Source organism: Mucilaginibacter aquaedulcis (assembly GCF_030409325.1).
Taxonomy (GTDB): domain Bacteria; phylum Bacteroidota; class Bacteroidia; order Sphingobacteriales; family Sphingobacteriaceae; genus Mucilaginibacter; species Mucilaginibacter aquaedulcis.
Window position 1 is genome coordinate 412,704 of record NZ_JAUFPR010000004.1, and the last position, 22,598, is coordinate 435,301.

At 40.9% G+C, this 22,598-nt stretch carries 15 protein-coding genes and 1 tRNA gene; 10 read left to right on the forward strand and 6 right to left on the reverse strand.

The genetic code is table 11. From position 1 onward, the window contains the following. The first annotated feature begins 149 nt into the window (after nt 1-149). The 3 genes from QWZ01_RS20025 (at nt 150) to QWZ01_RS20035 (ending at nt 4,058) form a co-directional block, all read left to right on the forward strand. Nucleotides 150-1,841 carry a DUF3863 domain-containing protein gene (locus QWZ01_RS20025; protein ID WP_290326434.1) on the forward strand — a complete coding sequence of 564 codons (1,692 nt, stop codon included), beginning with the start codon at nt 150-152 and terminating at the stop codon, nt 1,839-1,841. A 262-nt stretch (nt 1,842-2,103) separates the two neighbouring features. Next, nucleotides 2,104-2,655 carry a hypothetical protein gene (locus QWZ01_RS20030; RefSeq protein WP_290326436.1) on the forward strand — a complete coding sequence of 184 codons (552 nt, stop codon included), beginning with the start codon at nt 2,104-2,106 and terminating at the stop codon, nt 2,653-2,655. Between the two features lie 29 nt (nt 2,656-2,684). Beyond that, complete coding sequence (locus QWZ01_RS20035; protein WP_290326438.1) at nt 2,685-4,058, forward strand: aspartate kinase; 1,374 nt, start codon at nt 2,685-2,687, stop codon at nt 4,056-4,058. Nucleotides 4,059-4,152: 94 nt separating this feature from the next. On the opposite strand, the gene QWZ01_RS20040 is transcribed toward QWZ01_RS20035, so the two are convergent. Next, complete coding sequence (locus QWZ01_RS20040; protein ID WP_290326440.1) at nt 4,153-5,079, reverse strand: aldo/keto reductase; 927 nt, start codon at nt 5,077-5,079, stop codon at nt 4,153-4,155. 330 nt (nt 5,080-5,409) lie between these two features. Here QWZ01_RS20040 and QWZ01_RS20045 point away from each other — a divergent pair, with 330 nt between their 5' ends. Beyond that, nucleotides 5,410-5,979, forward strand: a complete 570-nt coding sequence (locus QWZ01_RS20045) for a DUF6438 domain-containing protein (RefSeq protein WP_290326442.1) — start codon at nt 5,410-5,412, stop codon at nt 5,977-5,979. 81 nt (nt 5,980-6,060) lie between these two features. Here the strand turns inward: QWZ01_RS20045 and QWZ01_RS20050 are convergent. Next, nucleotides 6,061-6,132: transfer RNA gene (locus QWZ01_RS20050), tRNA-Arg, on the reverse strand. Nucleotides 6,133-6,244: 112 nt separating this feature from the next. Then, the gene (gene metG, locus QWZ01_RS20055) at nt 6,245-8,317 is read right to left on the reverse strand and encodes a methionine--tRNA ligase (protein WP_290326444.1); all 2,073 of its coding nucleotides are present in this window, start codon (nt 8,315-8,317) and stop codon (nt 6,245-6,247) included. 91 nt (nt 8,318-8,408) lie between these two features. On the opposite strand from metG, the gene QWZ01_RS20060 reads away from it, so the two are divergent. After that, nucleotides 8,409-9,362 (forward strand): S66 peptidase family protein, encoded by a 954-nt coding sequence (locus QWZ01_RS20060; RefSeq protein WP_290326445.1) that lies wholly within the window; start codon nt 8,409-8,411, stop codon nt 9,360-9,362. Nucleotides 9,363-9,386: 24 nt separating this feature from the next. Further along, the gene (locus tag QWZ01_RS20065; RefSeq protein ID WP_290326447.1) at nt 9,387-9,794 is read left to right on the forward strand and encodes a DoxX family protein; all 408 of its coding nucleotides are present in this window, start codon (nt 9,387-9,389) and stop codon (nt 9,792-9,794) included. 69 nt (nt 9,795-9,863) lie between these two features. On the opposite strand, the gene QWZ01_RS20070 is transcribed toward QWZ01_RS20065, so the two are convergent. Then, a complete protein-coding gene (locus tag QWZ01_RS20070; RefSeq protein ID WP_290326449.1) occupies nt 9,864-11,285 on the reverse strand; it encodes a SusD/RagB family nutrient-binding outer membrane lipoprotein in 1,422 nt (473 codons plus the stop codon). 5 nt (nt 11,286-11,290) lie between these two features. Continuing rightward, nucleotides 11,291-14,599: a SusC/RagA family TonB-linked outer membrane protein gene (locus QWZ01_RS20075; protein WP_290326451.1), complete on the reverse strand. Its 3,309-nt coding sequence runs from the start codon at nt 14,597-14,599 to the stop codon at nt 11,291-11,293. 183 nt (nt 14,600-14,782) lie between these two features. On the opposite strand from QWZ01_RS20075, the gene QWZ01_RS20080 reads away from it, so the two are divergent. From QWZ01_RS20080 to QWZ01_RS20095, 4 genes are all read left to right on the forward strand, one after another. Then, the gene (locus QWZ01_RS20080; protein ID WP_290326453.1) at nt 14,783-15,115 is read left to right on the forward strand and encodes a PadR family transcriptional regulator; all 333 of its coding nucleotides are present in this window, start codon (nt 14,783-14,785) and stop codon (nt 15,113-15,115) included. Nucleotides 15,116-15,139: 24 nt separating this feature from the next. Continuing rightward, a complete protein-coding gene (locus QWZ01_RS20085) occupies nt 15,140-16,813 on the forward strand; it encodes a PspC domain-containing protein (RefSeq protein WP_290326455.1) in 1,674 nt (557 codons plus the stop codon). A 14-nt stretch (nt 16,814-16,827) separates the two neighbouring features. Then, nucleotides 16,828-17,037, forward strand: coding sequence for a hypothetical protein (locus QWZ01_RS20090; protein ID WP_290326457.1), 210 nt, complete (start codon nt 16,828-16,830; stop codon nt 17,035-17,037). 318 nt (nt 17,038-17,355) lie between these two features. Then, on the forward strand, nt 17,356-19,806 hold the full coding sequence (locus QWZ01_RS20095; protein ID WP_290326459.1) for a TonB-dependent receptor domain-containing protein: 2,451 nt from the start codon (nt 17,356-17,358) through the stop codon (nt 19,804-19,806). Between the two features lie 117 nt (nt 19,807-19,923). Here the strand turns inward: QWZ01_RS20095 and QWZ01_RS20100 are convergent, their stop codons facing one another. Then, complete coding sequence (locus QWZ01_RS20100) at nt 19,924-22,425, reverse strand: M14 metallopeptidase family protein (protein ID WP_290326461.1); 2,502 nt, start codon at nt 22,423-22,425, stop codon at nt 19,924-19,926. Nucleotides 22,426-22,598: the final 173 nt, after the last annotated feature.

Sequence of the window (22,598 nt, forward strand, 5' to 3'; positions counted from 1 at the left end):
TTATTTCTATAATCAGCTATATTCAGGATAGACAAGGATGGCCATTTCAATCAAACATGGCTATCTTAGAACCTTCAACCAAAAATTCAGCTAATTTAGGTTAGCGAAACATTATCGCATTTATCCAACAACTATACCTCTTCATTCCAATGAAAAAAATCATCTCCCGGAACATCCTGACGAGCATCTTTTTAGGCCTGATCTGCCTTTGTGGCTTAAACGCTTTTAGTAAATCTATACAGCCTGAAGATGAACCCACTCCCAAAATAGTCAACATCGTTAATTTCATTCGCCTGCTTGAACCGCGTGACCCTGCAATTACCGAAGATGTTTTATACCAGACTGTGGTGAAGCAAGTAGAGATCATGAAAAAATACAATCTCGGCGGAACGTTCTTATTACAATACGACGCCCTGATTGATCCCCGGTATCAAAAATTACTGAAAGCCCTGCCACGTGATTCATTTGAAATTGGTGCCTGGTGGGAAATTCCTCAGCCTCAGGTAGAAAAAGCCGGGCTTAAATGGCGCGGCCGTTATCCCTGGGACTGGCGCGCCAATATTGGTTTCTCTACCGGTTACACACCTAAAGAGCGCGAAAAACTGATTGATGTGTATATGGCCGAATTTAAAAAGATCTTTGGTTATTACCCTAAATCTGTAGGGTCTTGGTTTATTGATAGTTATAGCCTCAATTACATGTGCCAAAAGTATCATATTGTAGCCTCAAGCAATTGTAAGGACCAATATGGTACAGATGGGTATACCTTATGGGGAGGTTATTGGAACCAGGCATACTATCCCAGCAAGATCAATTCGTACATGCCTGCCCAAAATGAAAAAAATCAGATTCCGGTACCTATTTTCAGGATGCTTGGAAGCGACCCTATTCGCCAGTACGACAATGGACTGGGAACAACCCGTCAGGGGGTGGTAACGCTTGAGCCTGTTTATAAATTTGGCGGTGGCGATGAGGCATGGGTAAACTGGTTTCTAAAATCGTTTACCGAGGATAAGGCTCTTGGATTTAATTATACCCAGGCAGGTCAGGAAAATTCCTTTACCTGGGATGCCATGGCAAAGGGATTTGAAATTCAGATGCCATTGATAGCCCGTTTAAGAGATGAGCATAAATTACGGGTTGAAACTATGGAGCAATCGGGCCTGTGGTTTAAGAAAAAGTATGCAGTAACCCCACCAACGTCCTTTACCGTGAGTAAAGACATTGACGGCAGCGATCTGAAAACTGTTTGGTTCAACAGTCGTTTTTACCGCATCAATATGCTATGGGAAAATGGCAATCTGCGTATTCGTGATATTCATCTCTTTAATGAAAACTTCCCTTCTGTTTATACCAACCAGGTGGCCACATCAAACGAGTGCACCTTTTTTACACTGCCGGTTATAGATGGATATATATGGAGTAAGCCCAATGAAATTGCCGGTTTAAGGTTAAAAGCATTGGTTGATGGTAAAGAGATCATGATCCAAGGTGGCAACCCCGTTTATACGCACACCAGTAACAGCTCATTGCATATATCATGGCCCCTTACATCTGTATCAGGTTCATTCGAGGTTGATTTGAATGAAAAACAAATTACCATGCGTTTGGTAAGCCCTAAAGCCATCACCTGGTATTTTGACCTTAATACAGCTAAAGCGGCCAAACTACCATTTGAAAATATAAATAATAAAATGATCAGCTGCCGTTTTGAGGGCATGCCATACACATTAAAAGCTATTAAAGGAACATTTGAAAAACCCGGAGCAGGAAGCGTTTTCAGGTTAAAGCCTGAGAATAACACCGTCCTGTTTGATCTGTCGGATATTAAAGGAAATTAAATTTGCCGGCAAATAAACAAGCCCCGTTTATAATAAACGGGGCTTGTTTATTTATTAGGCTTGCCTTAGAAACAAACTAATAATTACATCGGGCGAATTATCATATCGTTATGAGAGTATCACCCTTTCAATTTGATATGAAATAAAACACCATCCACACACACAACAACATAACAAATTACAAATCAACAACTTAAAAAACACAATACCGGATTGGCATTCTTTTGGTTTGGTTCATTACAAAGGTTTATATATAATCTATATGAAAATTCATCGGTTTCAACAGCAGCTTACCAGTGCTTTAAACCATCCGTCGGGTTTACTGATAACTTTAAGACACGGAAAAATACTGATTAACTCTTTGCTGGGATGGTGCAGTGCCGGGCTCATTTCCTCTTACATGCTTACGGTTGCTATAGGTATCCATTTTTACAACCAGTTATTAAGTTTATCGGCATGGATGTCAAACCTGATTCTCGTTTTATTCATTTTACTTTTTACTCTTCTGCTGTTTATCCAATACAGGTATTCTGAAAAAAGAACCGGGAATCTCCCTCCCAAAAATAACGACATCCAACTAAACCTCAGCGGATGTTATAAAACCAATCAAAAATTAATCATTGTGTACTTGATAGCCACCTTGGGAGTATGGCTATCTATCACTTTTATTCCTGCATCCGATAAGTATATCACAACAGGCAGCCTAATGATATCTGCTCTTGCCCTATATTTTTTCGGGTTATTCATGATCAGGAATCTATTAAAAACCAAATGTGCCATCAGGCAACTGATCAACAAAATCGGGTCATTGTAATAAAGCCCGAAATCGCTAATAAATCAATCATGCTTACTGTAGAAAAAATTGGGGGCACCTCTATGAGTGCCCTCCAGGATGTTATTAATAATATTATTTTTTATCAAACCCCACAAAAAGATATTTATAACCGCGTTTTTATAGTTTCTGCTTTTGCCGGGGTTACAGATATGCTATTGGAGAATAAAAAAACGGGGAGCCCAGGTGTGTACCATCGTCTTGCCAAACACCAGGACTTTAACAAATCCCTGAAATCGGTTATCACAAAATTAAAAGCCATTAATCGGGATTATGTAAGCTTAGGTCTTGATTTGGCAGCAGCCGACTTGTTTATTGAAGAGCATATTAAAACGGCCCGAAAGTTTTTATCTAATCTGGCCAATATACTGGCGTCCGGCTATGTGCGAAAAGAAAATATCCTGCAAGCTGCCCGTGAGATCCTGGCCTCCATTGGTGAAAGCCACTCGGCATTTATCCTGACAAACATATTGCTTAACAGTGGCATTCATACGCAGCTAATTGACCTTTGTGGTTTTGACGATCACCGTTCCTTTACTATTGACCAGCGTATAAGACAAGCCTTTAAAGGGATAGATCTTAAAAATAACATTTGCATTGTTACAGGGTACGCCAAAGGCACCGAAGGTATTATGCGCGAATTTGACCGGGGCTATTCGGAAGTAACTTTCAGTAAAATTGCTACACTCTTAAAACCTAAAGAGGCCATTATACACAAAGAATATCATTTATCAACAGCCGATCCGGCCATTGTAGGGGTAGAAAACTGCCTGCCGGTGGGATTTACCAATTATGACATTACCGATCAGCTGGCCGATGTAGGCATGGAGGCCATTCACCCAAAAGCTTCAAAACCCTTAGAGATCAATGGCATCAATCTGCGCATAAAAAACACCTTTCAACCTTCTCATCCCGGAACTTTGATCACCCGGGAATTTATTTGCCAGCAGAAACGCGTTGAAGTAATTACCGGGACCGACAAACTCCTGATGATAGATATTTATGACCCCCTGATGGTGGGCGCGGTTGGAAGCGATCTGAAAATTATGGAGATATTTAGTCATCACCATATCAGTTATACCTTTAAAACAACCAGCGCCAACAGTATTTCTGTAGTGATATGGGAACGGGATTATTCACGCAAACTGATCAGCGATCTGGAAGATGACTTTGAAAAAGTTACTATAGATAAAGTTGCCCTGGTCTGTTTATTGGGCACCAATATGGATCAGCCTGGATTATTGGCTAAAAGCGCGCTCTTATTAACAAACAACAAAATAAATATTATAAGCGCCGGTTTTACCATCAGAAAGGTCAATATTCAATTTATTGTGGCACGCGAAGACTTTAAACATGCCATTATAGCTCTAAATAGCAAAATGTAATTAATATGATATGAAGCTTAAATAATTCTTTTAAAAGACGAAAGGCTCGTGAATAATAATCACGAGCCTTTTGTGCTATAATAAATATTACGGCTTATTCAGCTTTCTCTTCCTCTGTACGTCTTGGGATGAAACCAGGGACACCAGTTGTCACCACGCCGTTATACCTTTCCCTGGTTTGAATATTATTGATTTCCTCAAACGCGTCTTCAGGTAAAGGAGCGATGTCAAAGTTCTCCTGTGCACGAGCCTTACTTTTTGGCGTGGTAAGTAAAGCTGTACCGCGTTGTATAGCCCATGCCAGCAGTACCTGGGCAGGTGTTTTCCCAATACGCGCGGCAATACTTAAAATAACCGGATCCTCAAGCGGACCAGGTTTTATGCCGTGCCCCAGGGGTGCAAAGGCCAAAAACGTAATATCTCTCTCCTTACAATATTCCAGCAACTCTGTTTCCGGCAAATAAGGGTGCGACTCGATCTGAACCACAGCAGGCTTAATTCTTGCCGATTCATAGATCCGCGATAATTCCTCTAAGCCTACGTCTGACAATCCTATTGCCCGGCATTTGCCACTATCTACCAGCTCTTCCATCGCTTTCCAGGTGTCAAGCAATGTAACTCCTTTATCGTAAATAACGTTGCCATTTTCATCACGAGGGTCCTGATTTTCCCCGGGTTGAAATGCGAACGGTGTATGAATAAGATAAAGATCCAGGTAATCAATCTGGAGCCTTTTCAAACTTTCCTCAAATGCAGGTCTTACGTTCTCGGGCCTATGATTCGTATTCCACAGCTTGGTAGTAACAAAAATTTCCTCCCGTGGAATGCCTTCAGCCATACCTGCTTGTAACGCCTCACCTACTTCACGCTCATTTCGGTATCGTTCTGCACAATCAAAGTGACGGAATCCAGCATCGAGAGCATCTTTGGTGGCACGCAAAGTTTCGGCGGGATCAGGGATCAGGGTACCAAACCCGAGCACCGGCATGTTAAGCGCGTTGTTTGTTCTATTCGTTTTCATGATATATTTATTTTATGTGCTTTCTTTTTTTGCCAACTAACACTGTGGCTATAGACACTTAAAAATTAAAATTAGCATGTAATTACGATATAAAGTTACAGGAAACTATGTGATGTATATCACATTTTTGGAGAAGGGTTGAGGATTTATTTCGGGCTAAAACGTCCGATTTTTTATGGATGAATGCATTTGGGGGGATAAAAGATGATTTGTTAGTTATGCTTTTACTCAAACTCTTTTATGGTTGATTTGAATTATACAGTGGGATTGGATGATTACATTCAAGATTAGCTAAGCAAATATCCTACCTTAGTATTAACCTAAAATCACATGAAACAATATCTGACACTTTTATTTTTAATAGCTTTTTTATCATCTTGTGATAAACATTCGCATAGACAAGATGAGATCTCTAGAATTGAAATAGCTACTGGTGGGTGCTTTGGTCCTTGTCAATCAACAATTGTAAGTATAGATAGCTCTCTTGATTATAGATATTTCGGGGGAGAAACTTATTTTACTTTACCGTCTGATGCTAAAATCAACGGGAAGCTTAATGGATATTATTTTGCAAAAATCACTCCTGGTTTTTGGGATACTTTAAACATTAAGCTTGATGAAATAAACTATAAAAAGCTTGATACTTCATATCAACATTCAGTTGACGACCAAAGTTTGGAAGTATTTATTCATTACAATAATAAAATCAAGCATATTAAAGCACAATCTGCGAGTTTACCAGAGAATGCTGTACACATGTTTTACTACGTGATTAACAGCTATAAGACTATAAAACCTAAACCAACTAAGGATACATTCAATTTTGAATCCGAAATACAAAGGCCTATTCCAATGCCTGATGTACATAATGTTAAATTTCCTCCACCATCGAAAGAATAGTTGAAGAATTAAAATTGAGAAGCCTTCAGATTCTAATCTAAAGGCTTCTTCAACAATCTTTCCCATGTATGGGCATAAATGTGGTCCCGACGAGAATCGAACTCATATCTAGAGTTTAGGAAACTCCTATTCTATCCGTTGAACTACGGGACCAGTATTGCTGATAAATGGCTGGGCTATTTATCAGCTTGCAAAGGTGCAAATTATAGATGAAAAATCACACCCTTGCTCATCAAATTTTTATGAGTACCGTTCAGGTTATAAATTACCTGATTACAGCTCCGTTATGGAAATCATCTACAGGAGCCACAAAGCTTAGTTTACCCTCACTATTTTCGGCCATCAGTATCATGCCTTGCGAAAATATGCCTTTAATTTCGCGTGGTTCCAGGTTTACCAAAATGCTCACCTTTTGGCCTATAATGGCTTCCGGTTCGTAATCTTCGGCAATTCCGGATACTACGGTACGTGTATCGATGCCCGTATCAATGGTCAGTTTCAGCAGCTTTTTGGTTTTAGCAATTTTTTCGGCCGTTAAAATGGTACCTGTACGAATATCCATCGTGGTGAACTTTTCGTAATTAATACTTTCTTTAGCCGGCTGTATATCTGCTGATTTCGGCGGAGCGGCAGCGGTCTTTTTTGCCAGTAACTTTTGCAATTGAAACTCAATTACCTCGTCCTCAATCTTCTCAAATAATAAAGCAGACGGGTTTAGCTGGTGTCCGTTATTAAAATATATCTCCTGATCAAAGGTGATCACCTCATTTGGCCAGTTAAGCATTCCGATGATCTTTTTGGCAGTAGCAGGTAAAAATGGCTGCGCGCAGGTGGCCAAATGTCCAATCAGCAGCAAACAATTATGCAGGGCCTGCTTAGCATCCTCCGGGTTAGTTTTAATGGTTTTCCAAGGCTCTTTTTCGGTCAGGTAACGGTTACCCAAGCGGGCAATATCCATTACGCCTTGCAAGGCCTGGCGATAACGGTAAGCTTCCAGGTTTTTTTCAATCTCATCGTAAAAACCACCGATCTCTTTACTCAGATTATCATCTGTCAGTTCAATCCTATCACCATCAGCAATAATTTTACCATCATAAAATTTATGCATCAGTATCATTACGCGGTTCACGAAGTTCCCTAATATGGCTACCAATTCGTTATTGATACGTGCCTGGTAATCTTTCCAGGTAAACTCGCTATCGCTGGTTTCCGGGAGTATAGAGGTAAGCACATAACGCAGCTCATCTTGTTTGTTTGGTAGCTCTTCCAAGTATTCATGCAACCAAACCGCATGGTTGCGCGAGGTAGAAAGTTTATCTCCTTCCAGGTTTAAAAACTCATTGGCAGGCACATTCTGCGGTAAAATATATTCGCCATGGGCATGCAGAATAGAAGGGAAAGTGATACAATGGAATACGATATTATCCTTACCTATAAAATGAATTAAACAGGAGTTATCCTGCTCATCTGCCTGTTTTTTCCAATATAGCTTCCAGTCCTTGTTATTGTCAATAGCCCATTGTTTGGTGGCCGATATATAGCCGATAGGCGCATCCATCCAAACGTATAGTTTTTTGCCTTTAGCATCTGCCAGCGGAACATCAATACCCCAGTCCAGATCGCGGGTCATGGAACGTGGCTGCAGGCCCGATTTAAGCCATGATTTGCATTGCCCCAAAACGTTCACCTTCCAGCTTCCTTCTTTAGCATCTATCCATTGCTCCAGCCATGGCTGGTATTTATCAAGTGGCAAATACCAATGTTTAGTCGGTTTTAATGTAGGTGTTTTCCCGCTTAGGGTTGATACAGGATTGATCAGGTCTGTCGGACTTAAAGAAGTTCCGCATTTTTCACACTGATCGCCGTAGGCATTTTCATTATGACAGTTAGGGCAGGTGCCAATAATGTACCTGTCGGCCAAAAACTGCTGAAAATCTTCGTCGAAATATTGTTCAGAGTATTTTTCAATAAACTCATCCTTTTCATACAGGTTCAGAAAAAACTCTTGCGACAGGTCATGATGTATTGGCGATGAGGTACGGTGATAAATATCAAATGCTATCCCAAACTGCTCAAAACTATCTTTTATTTGCTGGTGGTATTTATCAATGATGGCCTGAGGCGTAGTGTTCTCTTTTTTGGCTTTGATAGTAATGGCGGCGCCATGCTCATCAGAACCGCAAACGTATACTACATCCTTTTTTTTAAGCCTTAAATAGCGTACAAATATATCGGCCGGAATGTATGCTCCGGCAAGGTGGCCAATATGTAAGGGCCCGTTGGCATAAGGCAGGGCCGATGTAATGGTATAACGTTTATATTTGTTGAGTTGTGACATGAAATTAGCGGCATTATAAATAAGCTGCAAAGATAATTCATTTAAGTCGGAAAGTCCGGAAGTCAGAATAACAGAAAGTTTTTTATTCCATATGCATAAACCCTCAGTCAACCCGGAAATTTCAGCGTTTCCCAAACCCAGCCCTATTCCTTATTTAAAAAAGGGCGACAAAATAGCTATCACCTGCCCTGCTAAAAAGCTGCCGCAACCTATGAATGATGCCATTGCCTTATTGCAGTCCTGGGGTTTAGAAGTGGTTTTGGGCGATACTGTAACCGCTTCATACCATCAGTTTGCGGGTGATGATAACCTGCGCGCCCGTGACCTGCAGCGTTTTATTGATGATGACAGCATCAAGGCCATCATTGCGGCCCGTGGCGGATACGGTGTAATCCGGATGATTGACCAGGTTGATTTTTCCCATTTTGAACAAAACCCAAAATGGATTGTTGGCTTTAGCGATATTACTATTCTCCATACCCATCTTTTTGCTAATTACGGAGCCCAAAGTATACATGGGCAAATGCCTATAAACATTCCGGATGCGTCTGCCCGTTCGTTAGCTACGTTGAAAAAGGCATTATTTGGCGAAGAGTTAAGTTATGAATTTAAATCGCACACGTTAAACCGCAGCGGCGAAAGCAGCGGGATATTGGTAGGCGGAAACTTATCCTTACTGGTTGCTGTATCAGGCTCCGTATCTGACATTGATTATACCGGCAAGATCCTATTTATTGAAGATGTTGGCGAATACCTGTACGCTATTGACCGCATGTTGTACAACCTGAAACGCGCCGGTAAGCTGGCCAATCTTGCAGGGCTCATTGTAGGTGGTTTTAGCGAGGTAAAAGATAACGATATCCCCTTTGGCCAAACGGTACCCGAAATTATTATGGATAAAGTAAAAGAATATGATTACCCTGTATGCTTCGATTTTCCGGCCGGGCATATTCCCGATAATTGTAGCTTGATCTTTGGCCGCGAAACAAAACTAACCGTACATGATCATCAGGTTGTAGCTAATTTTAATCCTGATAAAAACTAATTCAACTTATTTACCATTACACATATGGCATTATTCAGCAATTTAAGCAATTACAAAAATTTTGGTCTTTTAATTATCCGTGCAGGGTTAGGAATCATGTTTATCTACCATGGCTATCCAAAACTTCTTGGTGGCGTACATAGTTGGGAAGGGTTGGGGCAATCAACAAGATACATAGGCATCCATTTTTTGCCCACATTATGGGGACTACTTGCTGCCCTGACAGAAGTTTTCGGTGGCTTTCTACTGATCATCGGCCTGGCATTTCGCCCGGTTTGTATATTGCTTATTTGCACGCTTATAGTTGCAGCGGCCACACACTTAGGCAAAGGCGGTGACTTAGGCGATGCATCTCATGCTATAGAAGATGCCGTTATGTTTGCTGGTTTATTATTTGTAGGCCCGGGAAAATATAGCGTTGATAAGAAATAAAATCATCCACAATAAAAAAAAGGAGCAGTCAATGACTGCTCCTTTTTTTTATTTAATTAACAACACAATTTATTTAGGCATATCTGTTTTGTCGAAAAACAACTTGGTTGTTACAACGTCACCACCAATAGCTGCTGAAGCTGCTTTATAGTTTGTTCCGTTAGTGTTTGCTTCGTCAACCGGATATTTAAAACGAACAGGGAATTCGCTAAATGCGCCAGTTGCTGGCTTATGCAATACCGGAGCGTCTAATCTTCTGGTTTCAATCCATGCATCCCAACCTCTGTTGTAGTTAGCAAGCCATTTCTGATTGGCCAGATTGGTTGCATTGTAAGGATTAGCAACTAAGTAAGCAGCTGCACCTGTGGCGGTCCAATAATCAAATGAGGCATTTACACCTGCTGCATAATAAGTAGCAGCGTCACCTGTAATGAAGCCTTTTTGAGCAGCTTCGGCTAAGTAAAACTGAATTTCTGCGTTATCAAGCAATAAGCCAGGAGCTGTTGTTGCTGTTACAATATCGCTTACGTGCGAAAAGCTGTCATAGTTTGCTTTTGATCCAGGATCTGCACCTAAAACGTTACCTGAAGCATCAAGCGCCTTAAAGTATTTAGACGCACGACCATCTTTATTTAAATTCAAAGCATCAGCAATTGTTTTACACGCAACATAGTCAAACCTACCGCTTTGAATAATATCAACCCAAATAGGGTTAGTGTTAGGTGTTGCACTCAAGTAAGCAAATGTGGCGTTATCTGCATTTGCACTGAAAACGTTGGCCGCACCTGAACCAGCAGCAGCAGCTACTGTTGTTTTAGCAAGGGCTGCGTCATAATCAGCAATGGTCATACCCATTTTCAATTTAAATGAATAGGCAAATTTTTTCCACTTAGCTACGCTACCACCGTAAATAATATCAGCTGTACCGAAACTTACTGTGCCATTTAATGCTGCAATATCAGCATCAACGCGTTTCAATAGGTCTTTATAAATTGTGGCAGCATCATCATATTTAGGGAAATTATTTTTAGGATCAAATGCCTGAGTATAAGGGCAATCACCAAAAGTTGTAACCAAATAATAAAATGAATATACCTGCAAAAGATCTACTATGGCAATAGAATTTGCTTTGGCAGCGTCGGTAGCAAAAGACTGATCAGTTGGTATAATTCCCTTCGCCAGTTGCAAATTGTTCAACACATCACGGTATAAACTATTCCACATCTGTTTATTGATGTTACGGGTGTCAAAGTTATAAAGACTCTCGTCGTTATAGGTTGTTTCCTGCCATTGCTGTTCAACCAACCTGAAAACGTTATTATTTACACTTGATGTGGTTACTGCGCTGCTAAGCTGTCTTTCAGCTTGAGTAACCAATGTAGCTGCAGGAACCGTAGGGAAAAGCTTAGGATTCGTATTTAACTTCTCGAAATCCTTTTTGCACGCCCCCAGCATAACTAATGGAAGCAGTGCTAATATATATTTTTTCATAATTGTTAAAATCTAACTTTTAGGTTTAAAGTAAACATTCTGGCTGTTGGGAAAGCACCACTTTGGTATCCTTGAAGGTTACCTGCGCTTAAGGTTTCTTCCGGATCAGAATAAGGAACATTTTTGTGAATGATCCATAAGTTTCTGCCGCTTAACGCCAAATCAACGCCTTTAACAGGACCCCATTTTGATGTTACACTTTGAGGGAATGCATAAGATAAAGAAGCCTCGCGAAGTTTAACATAGCTTGCGTCATAAACAAAGCCAGCAGCCGGATTATGCTCGTAACCATACAAACCTGAACCGGTATTATCAACCCTGATAGCATTTTTCTGACCACCTGGTGTAACACCTTGTATAATTACACCACCACCATCGGTAAGCGCATTTCTTGAAGGTTTACCTAAATCATTCAAGCCTGCAGTTTCTGGATATAAACCTGTATCCATACCATAGTATGTATCTAATGAGAATACATCACCACCTTTACGAACGTCTATCAAGAAAGATAACGTAAAGTTCTGAACACGCACAGAGTTGGTAATACCACCAATCCAATCCGGATTTATGTTACCAATTACGCTTGAGCTACCAGATTGTCTGTAATAACCAGCGTTATCACCTTCCTGATCAACAACCCTGCCACCGTCTTTTTTGGTGTACGGATTTCCGTTGATATCGGTATAAGCTGTACCACGGATATCTCCATATGGACGACCTAAAGTAGCATTCAAAGAAACACCGCCCTGGAACGAAGCTAATAAAAGGTTTTGAGCCTCCTGTCCAGATCCATCTTTATATGTTTCTAAGATTTTGTTGTTGTTTTTAGTAAAGTTTACACCTACTTTCCAGGTTACAAGTTTGCTTGAAACCGGAGTACCATTTAATGAAACCTCAATACCTTTATTCTGAACAGCTCCAGAGTTAATGTATGCAGAGTTATAACCGGTAGCTGTTGATAAAGAAACAGGAATTAACTGGTTAACTGTTTTATTTTGATAATAAGTGAAATCAAAACCGAGACGGCTGTTAAAGAATTGCATCTCTAAACCTGCTTCTTTTGATTTTGAACGTTCAGGAACTAAAGTACCGTTATTTTGAGTGGTACCAATGTTTGCCTGAGGGTTTGATCCGAATGGAGTATTTAGTGTATAAAAATTCAACGTTCTGTATGGATCACCACCATTACCTACTTCAGCATAGTTAACACGTACCTTACCATATGACAACCAGCTGTATTGTTTAAGTAATTCTGAGAAAGTAAAGCCTAAGCTAACAGCTGGGTAATAATATTTGTTGCTTGAAGACGGAAGTGCAGATGAAACGTCACGACGTAATGTTCCGTCTAAAACCAACATTTTCTTGTAAGTGAAGGTAGCTCCACCAAATATACCATCAACTTCGCCTCTGATATCACTTTCAGTTGGTGCAGCCGGTGTATTTTTAGAGTTTGATAAACTGTAAACGCCTGGTACAACCAAACCGCCGTTGGTGGTTCCGATAATTGAACCATAACGGTTTTTCCTGATGTTAACACCAGCCAAGCCTTTAAAGCTTAAATCATTAGAGATGTTTTTATCAACAGTTGCAAGGAAGTCAAGGTTGGTTTCGTTAAAGTTGATATTTCTTCTGGTGTAAGAAGGAACACCTACAGTACCAACTGCTCTTCTTTCTTCCTGGATCATGCTTGAGTTATCCACAGTTACACGTCCCAATAAATTCAACCAATCATTAACTTTGTAATTCAAGTTAACATTGCCGAAATAGTGATTACGGGTATCAGTTTCATAGTTCTGATAACGAATAAAGTAAGGATTATCCCAATAAATAGGAACCAGATTGGTAGGGCTTGCCCAGTTCCAGGTGATATTTTGACCGCCTGAAGCAAAATATTGATCTTTCAGTTCTTTAACATCATTATTTACCTGGTACCATTGTCTGAATGAGTTTAAGATGTTTTCTGCCTGATAACCACTACCGTAACGACCTAAACCGTCTGTACGGGTGTAGTTAATATTTGCACCGGCAGTTAATCTGTTAGTAATTTTGTATGTGCTACCAAAATCAATGCTATTACGCAATTCATTACTATTAGGCATAAAACCGGTTTGATTATTACGGGTATAGCCTAATTTGAATGTTCCTGTTTCGCCGCCATTGGTAATAAATAAACTTTGGTTATTAGTTACAGGGTGTGTAAAAAATGTATTTGGATCATTAGCCGCAGCAACCCAAGGAGTTGCTTTTCCAAAATTTGGAGAGTATTTGCTGAAAGCATCCCATTGGTAAACCAACAGGCTTGGATCAAATGCATGACCATAAGAAGCATCTTCAGTTAATGGATCTACCAGATCTTTAACACCGTCCCCATTAATGTCCCTGTAAAGGAAATAACCGCTTGGATCCTCATAATAAGTACCATAACCACCACCGTACTGTTTTTGATAGGTTGGCAAGGTTGACTTATCAACAGAACCAAAACCCACACTGCTGTTTAAAGTGATACCTAACCCTTTACCTGGTTTTTTTGTAGTGATCAAGATTACACCGTTGGCGCCAATTGAACCATACAATGCACTTGCTGCTGCACCTTTCAATACAGTAACAGACTCGATATCATCAGGGTTAATATCGGCAATTGGCGAACCATAGTCATAACCACCACGACCTGTTTCCACATTACCTGTATTTTGTCCGGTATTAGCACCTGCGTTATTAGTACCTGAGTTACCAGAGCCGGCACCGCCGTTGTTCATTGGCACACCATCAATCACAAACAATGCCTGGTTATTACCCAGTAATGATTTTGTACCCCTTAAAACCACGTTGGTTGAACCGCCTAAGGCGTTGTTCTGCCTGATCTCTAAACCGGCTACTTTACCAGAAAGTCCGCTTACAAAGTTTGAGCCACGTTGTTTACTAACCTCGTCGCCAACAACCTGCTGTGCAGCATAAGCCTGTTGGTTACGGTTTCTGCTTAAGCCTAACGCACCTGTTACCACAACCTCGCCTAATTGTTTGCTTGAAGTTGCAAGTCTTGCATTCACAACAGCACCGTTAACGGTGACTTCCTGTTGTGCATAGCCAATAAAGCTGAAGATTAATACTGAATTGTTTGGCACATTCAAGGAATACCTACCATTGGTGCCGGTTTGAGTACCTGTAGTAGTACCCTTTACCCTTACTGTTACTCCCGGAATGGGCAGCCCGTCTTCTTGGGCCGTAACCGTACCAGTAACTGTACGGTTTTGTGCAAATACCTGCGTTGCGCATAGCAACAGAATGCACAAACTTGCTAGTAGAAGTTTTTTCATTTGTTAATAATAAGATCAGTTAATAGTTAATTAATCATAAAAGTAATGTTACATTATTAAAAAGTCAAGAAAAATCTTCTAAATGCGTGATTTTTTTTTAATAAAGCAGCTTTTTAGTATGAAAAATAATAATTTTAGTACTATGTATTGCATAATACAATTTAAAACATATATCTTTGTATTATGATCGTCGAAAACACACAAACCCAAATGAGGAAAGGCATACTGGAGTACTGCATTCTTTCCATCATAGCTAAGGGCGAAACATATGCATCAGACATAATTTCCGAATTAAAGAAAGCCCAACTGCTTGTTGTTGAGGGCACTCTGTATCCTTTGCTAACCCGTTTAAAAAATAATGGTCTGCTTACTTACAATTGGGTCGAGTCTGTTTCGGGCCCTCCCAGAAAGTATTATGTGCTATCTGAAGAAGGCAAACTTGTGCTGGAACAGCTTGATAAAACCTGGCAGGAACTGGTTTATGCCGTTCAAACCGCTATTGGAGACAGAAAATAATAAACCTATAAAAACCTACAGATCATGAACAAAACTATCATCATAAATATAAACGGCATCGTATTTCATATAGAAGAGGATGCTTACGATGTACTTAAACTTTACATGACCGATGTAAAGCGACACTTTTCTACCTCAGACGATAGCCTCGAAATCACAACTGATATCGAAAATCGTATTGCAGAAATGTTTAACGAAACACTGGCTAACCAAAACAAACAGGTTATTGTTGAAGCCGATGTTAAACTGGTAATTGAGCAGATGGGTACGGTAGAGGATTTTGAGTTTGCCGAAAACGATGCCAGAACAACCGGAAACCCTGCATATACCTATAATACAGAACGCCGCAGGCTCTTCCGCGACCCTGACGATCACCTGGTTAGCGGCGTTGCGGCTGGTATTGCCAATTACTTTGATATACCTGCAGTTTGGATCAGGCTTGCCTTTGCTATATCCTTTGCCTTTGCAGGCAGCGGCTTCATATTGTACGTTATTCTTTGGATTGTGATCCCAAAAGCCACTTCCCGTGCCGACCGTATGGCCATGAAGGGTGAAAAACAGGATCTGAAGGGTTTTAAAAAGAGCTTTGAAGAAGAAATGAGCTCAGTAAAGGAAAACATTTCAAACTTCAGGCAGGAAGCCCGTCCATTCGTTTATAAAGCCCGTGATTTTGCCGGCGATTTCTTTACCCACCTGGGTACCTTTGTAAAGGGTGCCGGAGGTCTGCTGGTTAAACTATTGAGTATTGCAGTTTTACTGGCCTGTTTTGGCTTAGCCATTGCGCTGATTGTAGTGATCATAGCATTTTTGGCATTTGGCAAAACAGATGTATTACATATATTTCCTTTCAATATAGTTAACCAGGATACTAATCTGATATTTTTAACTGGGGGATTCTTATTACTTGCAATTCCTTTGCTCACCATCATCCTGCTCACTATCGGCTTCCTGTTTAAAAACGCAACCTTTAACCGCTCTATTGGCACTACATTACTATGTGTGTGGCTGGCTTCTTTAGGCGCTGTTATTTATTATGGAGCCAAGGCTACTGCAAACTTCAGGTATGGTGCCCGCTTAAGTAAAAATATTAATATTAAGCCAACAGCAAACAACACTTACTATCTGCAGCTTAACGATGCCAAATATTTAACCAATGAAGATAGTACCCGCCTGCGTATCAAAGAGCGCTTTAACGGTATGATCATTTTAGATGATGATTTCAATGGCAACGATATGGATTCGCCGGATAATGTGCATATAGATATAGAAAAAAGCGATGTGGCACAACCTATTTTAGTTGAGTCATTTACAGCACGGGGCCGCAACGATGAGGATGCTTTAATTAACGCCCGCAATGTTAGCTATCGCTTTTTGCAAAAAGACTCTGTATTAAAATTCGACAGAAATCTTGAAAGGCTTGACAATACTAAATGGCGCGGGCAGGAACTACACATGACCTTAAAAGTTCCGCTGAATGCCAAACTGGTAATTGATGGCAAACTTGACCGCAACATGAACTTTAACTTATATGATTGCCAGCAAAACAATACTCCACGCAATCCGGCGGGTTCAGTTTTTGTGATGAGCATGGATGGCTTGCAATGTAAAATTGATACTGTAGCCGCCGCTGCTGCTGCCAGCCGTGATTCGATAAAAAACCAACAACCTGTGGATACCGCCCAAAACAACGGGCAATAAATCAGCCCCAAATCATGAAACCATTTATAAAATATATAAGCCTGCTGCTATTTAGCGGGCTTATATTGCCTTTTTACAACTACAATATTACACATCTCCCCAAATTAAAAAAGCCCGCCCACGCCTCAACCATCCTGGTTAAAACACGCGCCTACGGATTAGGGTTTATTACGGATATAATTAAAAACTCCTTCCCGGTATTAAAAAGTTTAAACGGCGTGTAACCTTCTGCTCACTTTTGGCATCTTACTGTCAAATAAACATTAGTAGAATGATAAGGTAAATTATTCATCGGTGTTTTCAGGTCGTTTACCGGAAGTTTAGCTGTATTCGCCTAAAAGCATTACTCAAAAACTTTTTCTGTTAGCACATTTGATGTATAAAAACACAACACAATGAAAAAAGATCGCCTATAAACATATAATTACTTACAACTACCAGGGAAACAGCCCGCAACAATTAAAAACTTATTTACTGCTTTTAAAAAGAACAACTATTCTTTACTGGCAGCTTATTGCCTTTACTTTTTTAACACTATAAACATGAAAACCACAATAACTAAAATATTTTATACACTACTGCTTGTAACCATCAGCTGGAGTGTATCTTTTGCCCAGGGAGGTAAATCCGGAGGGGCCAAAGTATCCGGCTCATTGTTGAATGAACAAGGCAAACCAATGGACTATGCCACTGTGAGTCTGATCAAGGCATCTGACTCAACCATAGTTAAAGGCGCCTTGAGTAATGACAATGGTGTTTACACTTTTGATCATATCACTGCTGGTAAATATTTGGTTAGGGCCTCTGTAGTTGGATACCAAAAAGCTGTTAGTACACCATTTACGGTAACAGAAAATGCCACAACCGTTACCGCCCCTGCTTTAAGCATGCGCACAGGCAGTACCGAATTAAAAGGTGTAACTATTACGGCCAGCAAACCACTGATTGAGCGCAAGATAGACCGCACTGTAATGAATGTGGAAAACAGCGTACTTGCCGCAGGCAATACCGCGCTCGAAATATTGGCCAAAGCACCAGGTGTTACTGTTGATAAGGATGATAACATCAGCCTGAAAGGTAAACAGGGTGTAACTGTAATGATCAATGATAAGCTGACTTACCTAAGCGCAGCACAATTGGCAACCTTGTTACGTTCAACCGATGGTAATACCATTAAATCAATCGAGATCATTACCAATCCATCAGCTAAATATGATGCTGCCGGTAATTCAGGCATCATCAACATTAAACTAAAGAAAAATTCACAATCAGGCACAAATGGCAGCATCACGGTTGGGGTAGCCAGGGCCTCATTCTGGAGAGATAACACCAGCTTAAACTTAAACCATAAAGAGGGCAACCTGAATGTGTTCGGTACATTTAGCCGCGGCGATAACAAAAACACAAGAGATATATATATTGACCGCACCACCCGTGATACTACCGGCAAACCAACTTACTTTAACCAGTTTACCCGCATGCCCCATGTGTATCATTATAATAACTACCGCGTAGGTGCCGATTATGATGTAACCAGCAAAAACACCATCGGCTTTGTGGTAAGCGGCTATTCAAATTCTGAAGTGGATAATAACAATGGCAACACCAGAATTGGCTCCGTACCAAACACCATTGACTCTACTTTAACCACCATATCAACTATTGATCAAACCTATAAAAACTTTGCAGCTAACTTTAACGACCGGTTTAAAATTGATACCAGCGGTCAGGAACTAAATATTGACCTGGATTATTCTAAATTCAAGAACAATTCCATCGCACAATATGATACCCATTACTTTTTACCCGATGGTAGCCCGCAGCATGCACCGCAATTATTGCGCAACCAAACCCCATCAAACATCACTATCTATACCGGCAAGGCCGACTATACCAAGCCTTTGTCAAAAACTGTAAAATTGGAAACCGGTGTGAAGTTCAGCAGTGTTAAAACCGACAATGACCTTCAAGCTCAGATATTTGATGGCAATAGCTATATCAATGACACTACCCGTACCAATCGCTTCATTTACACTGAAAAGATAAGCGCAGGCTACCTTAACCTGAACAAACAGTTCAAAAAAACATCTATACAACTGGGTGTAAGGGCCGAGTATACACAATCTGAAGGGAATCTGTTAGGCAGCACTCCGGTAAAACGCGATTATCTTAACTTTTTCCCAAGTGCTTTCATCAACCATACACTTAACGATAAAAATGAGATCAGTCTATCATACAGTCGCCGTATCGATCGCCCCGGTTATGACGATTTGAACCCATTTGTATACTATCTTGATCCTTATACCTTTTCAAAAGGCAATGCTTTTCTGAAACCACAGTACACTAACAACTTTGAGTTTAACTATACCTATAATAAAAGCTTCAACGTAAGCTTGGGCTACAGCCGTACTACTGACGTAATCACTGAGATCATATTAACCACAGGCAATAAAACATATCAAACAAACCTTAACCTGCAAACCCAGAACTCTTATAGCGTAAACATCAACGCCCCGTATACCATTACCAAATGGTGGAGTGGAAATGTTAACGTCAACAGTTTTTACCTTGGCTTTAAATCAGATTCGGTAGGCACAGGAAAATTAAACGATGGACAAGTAACCGTACAGGTCAAAGCGACTCAAACCTTAACATTTGGCAGCTATCGTTTCGAGATCATGGGGGATTATCAATCACCGCTTACCTATGGTATATATAAAATAAGACCACGTTATGGTGTTGATGCAGGTGTAAGTCACTCATTTGCCAACAAGAAAGCAAATATAAAACTGGCACTTGATGATATTTTTTACCTTCGCCGCAACAACTTAAGCAGTCGTGCAATAGGTAATGATTTTACGATCAGACAAAATTATGATTCAAGGGTTGGTCGCCTAACTTTCACTTATAACTTTGGCAACAACAAAATAAAATCACGAGAACACCGCACCGGTGCCGAATCAGAAAAAGGCAGGGTAAAGGGAGCTAATTAGCCCCCTGCCCCTTAAAGGGTAGCCCTTTGATTAGCAACTTCAACAAAATAAAACGGCCCGCATATAATAGTGCGGGCCATTTTGTTTTTACACTCCCCCTTCAGGGGGCCGGGGGGCTCACTGCCCCACCATAAATACTGCGTTACTAAATAATAGCTTTCCGTTTTCCCAGAAACTGCGGAACAGCGGATCATCAACCATATAAACAACAGATCCCCGGCCCATGGATTGAACACCGAGCAGCAAGCCATTATTGATCTTGAGTTTTGATTGTGCACCGGCAAAGCCCGCTACGTAACTATTCTTTTTAATGGTGCCTACATTCCAGCCGTCATCGCTACCCAGCAGGTCGTAAATGTCATCATTCAGTTTCAGTGAAAAATAGTAGTTGGGCAGGCCGTAACCAAGCGGATGTGTATTATCAAGGTTGAGTTTGAATATAGCTCCTGGTATGGTGCTCCGGATAGCATCACGATTGCGGTTACCGTATAGTTTGATATTTTCTTTCTCTTTAGCCTCTGCTTTTTCGTCTTTTTTCTCCTCCTTCTTTTTAAGGGCGAAACCTTTTTTATCAATAAGCTGAGCAACAGCATTATCAACGGCAATAAGTCGGCCACCATCCTTTATCCAGCTTTGCAATTTATCTGACGGAAAATCGTCATAGTTGCCATCAGGGAAAATAGCCACATCAAAATCTGATAATCTTGTACGGCCCAGGCTTTGGTAGTTTACCAGCGTAACCGGGTACTTCAACTGCTGTTCAAACAAATGCCATACTTCGCCCATAGCTTCAGAGTTTACCCCATCACCTGCTATCAGCATAACGCGGGGTTTACGGATATATCTGATCACGTCTGATCCAAGATCAAACCCCTTATCAACAAAGCCGGATAATAATGGCACAAGAGGTTCATTGATCTCTGCGGCAATCTGGGTTATTACTTTGTCAAAATCTGCAATGTCATTACCAGCACGGGTAATCAGCAATGACCCCGGGTTAAATTTTTTGCCGGCCGCCTCAAACGCACTTTCGGTATAGCGCACCTTGATCTGTCTTTTAAGCAAGGCTGCTAAAAATTTAGCATCATTAACAGATTGCCATGTGGCGGCATAAGCATACGTACGCGTATTAACCAACGGCTGGGATTGTATTACAGCTTTGCTGCTCGCCGGTTTTAACGATGCTTTTACGCCATAAGCCTTCAACCCATAAGCATAAGGCAGTGCCCAGGCGGTAATATCATAAGTGTTTGAATCGGCTATAAATGTTTTGGGTTCAAGCAATACGTGCAGTAATGTAGCTTTAGATTGATGAGCGTTTACCACCAGATCATTGGGGCCGGGCTTATACTGTTCGGTTTTGCCGGTGAAATAATTATACCCAATTACTGTTTTATTATCCACCCCAAAACCATACTGAATACCGTTGCGGGTAAGCATTTGTGCCAGCGCGTTGATGTTATTGGTATTATCGTTTTTAATAATGTATGTTTTGTACTCGCCCGGGGGATTGCTGCGGTTATCATCATAAAACTTTTTAAACTCGGTCAATAACCTTTGTGCATTGGCCGATGCCACTTCAAGCGTGCTTAATCCTGTGGAATGATGATGTGCAATACGTTGCACCAGCGTAAGCGTATCACCACTGCGGGTAAGCACGGCAAGGCCAGCGCTGATACCTCCCTGCTCATAGGTCATGCCGATTGAGCCGTTATACAAAGGGTAAGTATCGCCATAAGATGGATACAGCAGGTCAAACTCTTGTTTGGTAAAATACATCCAGCCATTTTGATCAAAATATTTGGCGTTGTTTTTACCAATGGTGATCTGAAAATCGCGTTGCCATTTGGTAATATCCTTGTGGTAGGGCTCAGCTGCCGGGGCAAAATAGTAAGGCGCGTTATAACCCTGTTCATGATAATCTACGTGAACTTCGGGCAGCCATTGGTTAAAGAGAGCCACACGTGCTTGTGTTTCTTTTTGCGTTTGCCAGGCCCAGTCTCGGTTAAGGTCAAAAAAGTAGTGATTGGTGCGCCCGCCCGGCCATGGCTCCACATGCTCGCGAGATGTTGGATTTGCATCGGGTTCAATGCCATGAGCAGCATTATAAAAATGCACGTAGCGATCACGCCCGTCTGGGTTTAGGCAAGGATCAATAACCACCAGCATGTTTTTAAGCCAGGCTTTTGTAGTTGCATTTGAAGGATCAACCAGATCAAACAAGGTCCACATGGCTGCCTCGCTTGATGCCGGCTCGTTACCATGCACATTGTAGCTTAACCAGGTTATTACCGGGGTATTGCTAATGGCGGCACCTGTTTCCATCCCGGCAAGGCGTAAATTATTATGCCTGATCTCTTCCAGGCGGCCAATGTTTTCGTCTGATGCGATGAACATAGCCAGCAAGGGCCTGCCTTCATTGGTGGTACCAAACTGCTGCAGCTTTACATTTTTTGATGCCTGGGCAACGTATTTGAAATATTCAACAATACGGTAATGCGGTGTAAACTGGGTACCCAGCTTATAACCTAAAAATTCATCGGGCGATTGTATTTTTTGAGCAAAAACAGCCGATACTGAAACAACGGCCATTAAAACGAGCAGTAGCCTTTTTATCATGATATTTAGAGATACGGTAAGAGATAAGCTAATATGCAGAAAAAATGTGACAATGTGCAGATGGGCAAATGGGCAAATGTGTAAATGTGAGGATAGGCAAATGTGCGGATGGATCTATGCTGGTAATTCTAAAATGCTGTAAATTCAGATTCAGACAATCCACTCATCAAATA

Excerpts from the sequence above, each read along its gene's own strand:
- QWZ01_RS20090 (WP_290326457.1), top strand. The coding sequence starts at position 16,828 with ATGAAACCATTTATAAAATATATAAGCCTGCTGCTATTTAGCGGGCTT.
- QWZ01_RS20065 (WP_290326447.1), top strand. The coding sequence starts at position 9,387 with ATGGCATTATTCAGCAATTTAAGCAATTACAAAAATTTTGGTCTTTTA.
- QWZ01_RS20045 (WP_290326442.1), top strand. The coding sequence starts at position 5,410 with ATGAAACAATATCTGACACTTTTATTTTTAATAGCTTTTTTATCATCT.
- QWZ01_RS20060 (WP_290326445.1), top strand. The coding sequence starts at position 8,409 with ATGCATAAACCCTCAGTCAACCCGGAAATTTCAGCGTTTCCCAAACCC.
- metG (WP_290326444.1), bottom strand. The coding sequence starts at position 8,317 with ATGTCACAACTCAACAAATATAAACGTTATACCATTACATCGGCCCTG.
- QWZ01_RS20070 (WP_290326449.1), bottom strand. The coding sequence starts at position 11,285 with ATGAAAAAATATATATTAGCACTGCTTCCATTAGTTATGCTGGGGGCG.
- QWZ01_RS20095 (WP_290326459.1), top strand. The coding sequence starts at position 17,356 with ATGAAAACCACAATAACTAAAATATTTTATACACTACTGCTTGTAACC.
- QWZ01_RS20040 (WP_290326440.1), bottom strand. The coding sequence starts at position 5,079 with ATGAAAACGAATAGAACAAACAACGCGCTTAACATGCCGGTGCTCGGG.
- QWZ01_RS20100 (WP_290326461.1), bottom strand. The coding sequence starts at position 22,425 with ATGATAAAAAGGCTACTGCTCGTTTTAATGGCCGTTGTTTCAGTATCG.
- QWZ01_RS20080 (WP_290326453.1), top strand. The coding sequence starts at position 14,783 with ATGATCGTCGAAAACACACAAACCCAAATGAGGAAAGGCATACTGGAG.
- QWZ01_RS20085 (WP_290326455.1), top strand. The coding sequence starts at position 15,140 with ATGAACAAAACTATCATCATAAATATAAACGGCATCGTATTTCATATA.
- QWZ01_RS20025 (WP_290326434.1), top strand. The coding sequence starts at position 150 with ATGAAAAAAATCATCTCCCGGAACATCCTGACGAGCATCTTTTTAGGC.
- QWZ01_RS20030 (WP_290326436.1), top strand. The coding sequence starts at position 2,104 with ATGAAAATTCATCGGTTTCAACAGCAGCTTACCAGTGCTTTAAACCAT.
- QWZ01_RS20035 (WP_290326438.1), top strand. The coding sequence starts at position 2,685 with ATGCTTACTGTAGAAAAAATTGGGGGCACCTCTATGAGTGCCCTCCAG.
- QWZ01_RS20075 (WP_290326451.1), bottom strand. The coding sequence starts at position 14,599 with ATGAAAAAACTTCTACTAGCAAGTTTGTGCATTCTGTTGCTATGCGCA.